2 protein-coding genes are annotated in these 3913 nt (G+C 44.2%); both read right to left on the bottom strand.

Annotation, left to right across the window (positions count from 1 at the left end; translation table 11 throughout):
• Nucleotides 1–543: 543 nt before the first annotated feature.
• Entirely contained in the window at nt 544–2274 is a 1731-nt protein-coding gene (locus IM322_RS19975; RefSeq protein ID WP_287676488.1) for an Rqc2 family fibronectin-binding protein, read from the bottom strand.
• A 250-nt stretch (nt 2275–2524) separates the two neighbouring features.
• Complete coding sequence (gene gcvT / locus IM322_RS19980) at nt 2525–3631, bottom strand: glycine cleavage system aminomethyltransferase GcvT (protein ID WP_287676487.1); 1107 nt, start codon at nt 3629–3631, stop codon at nt 2525–2527.
• Between the last annotated feature and the right edge of the window lie 282 nt (nt 3632–3913).

Below are 3913 nucleotides of genomic sequence, written 5' to 3' on the forward strand. Positions count from 1 at the left end.
CCCGAAATGGGTTGGTGACACTAGCCTTTGTCCAACGGTCAGTTCGCGTGTCACGACTACACATCTGATTTTCCGCTTACCAATCAGTTTAACACAAAGCCGTCCTAAAAGGACGGGGTTTTAACCCAAATTTTCGATAAACCCGGCCTCCCGAAAAAAACTGTTTCTAGTCGTTTATTTAGGCTGAAGAGGCTTAACTATGGGTGAAGTTTAAATTTCTTTACAAAAAGCTGGATGCCAACTATCCCTCTTTCATCCCAAAGATAGAGCCAATATTCTCAACAATCAAACGGAAAGTGACAGAAGCGGTTAGGTGAAGATAAAATACCAGTGGTTGCTTTAATATCACCTGAATAGTCGGTTTTTTGTGTCTTTCCCGAGACTATCGGCTGCTACCACTGGTTTGCTGTTGTTTGTTGTTGTAATCCGAGGAAATATAGTTCTTGCGTTCCCAAGCGCCTGAACTGCATTTGTCTCTCTAGTAACAATTGTAACAGACAATACCCATTTTGTGTAAAAAAAAGTAAACAATTTGGTAAAAAATTATTTTTTGCGGTAATCCTCAACCCTCTGAGGACAGCCCCAGATTACCGTTTCCTGTTTGTAAACCACCATACCGGGCTTTGCGCCCTTGGGTTTATAGACGTATTTGGGACGGGTATAGACGACGGGAACCTGTTCACTATGGCGAGCGCGGCTATAATAAGCGGCGTAATCGGCGGCAAATTGCAGATCGGCGGCTTCTGGAACTGTACCGGGGGTTAAACGGAGTAAAACGTGACTACCAGCGATTTCTTGACTATGAAACCAGATATCGTAATCGCTGGCGCTACGAAAAGTTAGCCGATCATTTTGACGGTTATTTCTGCCAATCCATAATTCTACTCCAGAGGGAGCAGTAAAGCGCATGGGTTCAGATTCTTTATTATTCGTCCGATTACGCTGGTAATTGCTTTCTAGATACTTTTGTTGGATTAATTCTTCTTGTATCTCGTCTAATGCCTGTAAATCTTCGCTGCTGCTATAATTTTCTAGTTGACTTAAACTCGATCGCACTTGTTCGAGATAATTAATTTCACTGACCACTTCCGCTAATAAAGGTTCCACCGCTAACCGGGCCCTTTTTAATTTCTGATGTTGTTTATAAAAATATTGGGCATTCTGCACGGGATTTCTTTCGGGATCGAGAGGAATAATTACAGGTGTTCCTGTCTGGAAATCTGCCAAAGTAATGCCGTTCATTCCCTGCTGTATTTGCTGCAGATTTGCCATTAATAAATCCCCGTGCTCTTTATAGCGATCGGCATGAGCAGATTCTGCTAGTCTTGTTTGAAATCCCGCCGCTTTAGTTTGCAGTTTAGTCAGTAAAGAGATGACTTTTTGATTTAATTTTTGCTGTAGTTGTCGAAAGCTTTCTTGATTAATTTGGTCGCTATAATAACGGTTTAATAATTCTTGAACATTTTTAGCCGCTGCCAGTATCTCCCCACCGATCACCGTATAACCTTCTCTTGTCCATCCGGGTTGAAAGGTTTTATTTTCCAAGATTTTTAACCATTCTTGCCAAACTGAAAAGAGCTTTTCCCAATCAGTATTATCTAACTTATCCGTGTTTAATTTCGGGTTAATCTTGGCTTTTTGCAACAGCGATCGAGCGATGACTGGACTCACCCCACGATAGGTACTAACTAACTGTTTTTCGATAGTTTTAGGGATTAAACTAACTCTAGCTTGCCAACTGCTCAAGGATTCTTCTAAACTGGGATCTGTTGCCAATAAAACGGGGGGTAGTTGATAGATTTGTCCCGTTTGTACGGTGCGAACACTAGACTGGGTGGCATTGACTTGATGGGCAACGGTGACAATTTGATTGTCAGCCGCAGTTAAAATAACATTGCTATATTTGCCCATAATTTCTATATACAAATGCCCCAGGGCCGGATCATCGGGACGTTGGGCAAATTGTAGATCGATGACTCTTTCCCACGGGGCAACAAATGCTAATTTTGTCAGCGCAAAACCATTGAGTTGATGACGCAATTGATCGCTGAAAGTGAAGGTATCAGGGACTTTTGGCGGTGGATCACCAATATGCAGCCGCGCCCCTTGGGGATGCCAAGAAATAATTAACCATCCCTTGCGATCGAAGGTTCGTAAATAGAGGGCGATCGTTTGGCGATCAATTTGATACACTTGTTCTAGTCTCGCAGGCAGCCAAGTGGCGGCAATTTCGGCACAAGTGGCGCTGAGGGTGGTAAAGTCTACGGATTGCATTTTCAGGATTCAGCTGTAGGGTGGGTTAGGCGACGGTAACTGCTACAGTTTAGTATTGATTTTGTGTTCGCCGTAACCCACCAAATTATTGCTCCTTTTTTCTCGGTGCTTTAGGTTGGTGCGTTACGCTGCGCTAACGCACCCTACTGGACTGTTTCAGCTAAAATAGGGCTATAGATTTCGGCTTAAAGTCTTAGATTATAGAATTTATAGCATTTTTCTAATACACCAAATTAGCTGAAACAAACCACTACCTTTTACTTTTATAAAAGGGTTTTTTAACGACGGTAGCGGGGTAGGTAGTGCCGCGGATTTCTACTTCGATCGCCTGTCCGATCGAGGCGAAAGGTGTGGGAAGATAGGCTAAAGCGATCGCTGTGTTTAAAGTTGGTGATAAAGTGCCACTGGTGACTTTACCCACCACTTCCCCAGCGAATACTACCGGATAATCGTGACGGGCGATATGTTTGCCGGACATCTGCAATCCCACCAAGCGCCGATTCACACCATTAAGTTTTTGGTCTTCAAGGACATTGCGACCGATAAAATCGCCTTTTTCTGGCAGATGAACCAACCAATTTAAGCCTGCCTCTAGGGGACTCGTGCTATCGTCGATATCCTGTCCATAAAGGGCTAAAGCTGCCTCTAAACGCAGGGTATCCCGCGCTCCTAAACCGCAGGGAGTCACCCCTAAATTTAAGAATTCCGTCCAAAGTCGCTGCCCGATTTCAGGAGCGGCCATAATTTCAAAACCATCTTCTCCCGTGTAACCGGTCCTAGCGATAAAAACTTTTTCCCCGAAAAGCTGGCTTTCCCAGTGATTAAATAGGCCAAAATCGCTTAATTTTTCCCCGACCAAGGGCTGTAAAATTGTGGCCGCCTTGGGTCCTTGCAGGGCGATTAAGACCCTTTCTCGGGATAAATCCTTTAATTTGACCCCCGACCCCTCTAAATTGCCTAAAATCCATTCTCGATCTTTATCGGTGGTTGAGGCATTAACAATTAATACGCCTTGGCTTTCGCTTTGGTAGTAAAAGATAATATCATCGATTATGCCACCGTCTGGGTTAAGTAAAACGCTATATTGTGCCTTTCCTGCCCTTAAACGGGCTAAATTAGAGGGAACTAGGGTTTGGAGAGATTGAACCAGATTATCTCCAGTTAAGATAAATTTGCCCATGTGGGAAATGTCAAACATCCCGACACCATTGCGGACAGCATTATGTTCGATTTTTAGGCCGCTAAACTGTATCGGCATCTCCCAACCCGCAAAAGGGGTAAATTTGCTGGTTTGTTGGGCAATTAGGTCATATAAAGGGGTACGAATAGCGGGGGAAGTTGCTTCTTGGTTAGCCACGGTGATCTCGATCGAATGGTTTTCTGCCTAGAGTAGCATAGCAGTTATCATTTATCAGTGACCAGTTATCAGTTATCAGTGACCAGTAAACAGTGATCGATCACTATCCACTAACTAGGGTCTGCTGAAAAAGTTTTTCGGTGGGGGTTGGGGGTTGGGGGTTGGGGGTTGGGGGTTGGGGGTTGGGGTGTGGGGTGTGGGGTGTGGGGTTTTACCCATTTTCAGGTGGTCAATTACCTAATTTTCAGGGAAAAAGTCCCTGAATTTTCCCCCCAATCACTC

Origin of the sequence: Microcystis sp. M109S1, assembly GCF_020247025.1 — a bacterium.
Taxonomy (GTDB): domain Bacteria; phylum Cyanobacteriota; class Cyanobacteriia; order Cyanobacteriales; family Microcystaceae; genus Microcystis.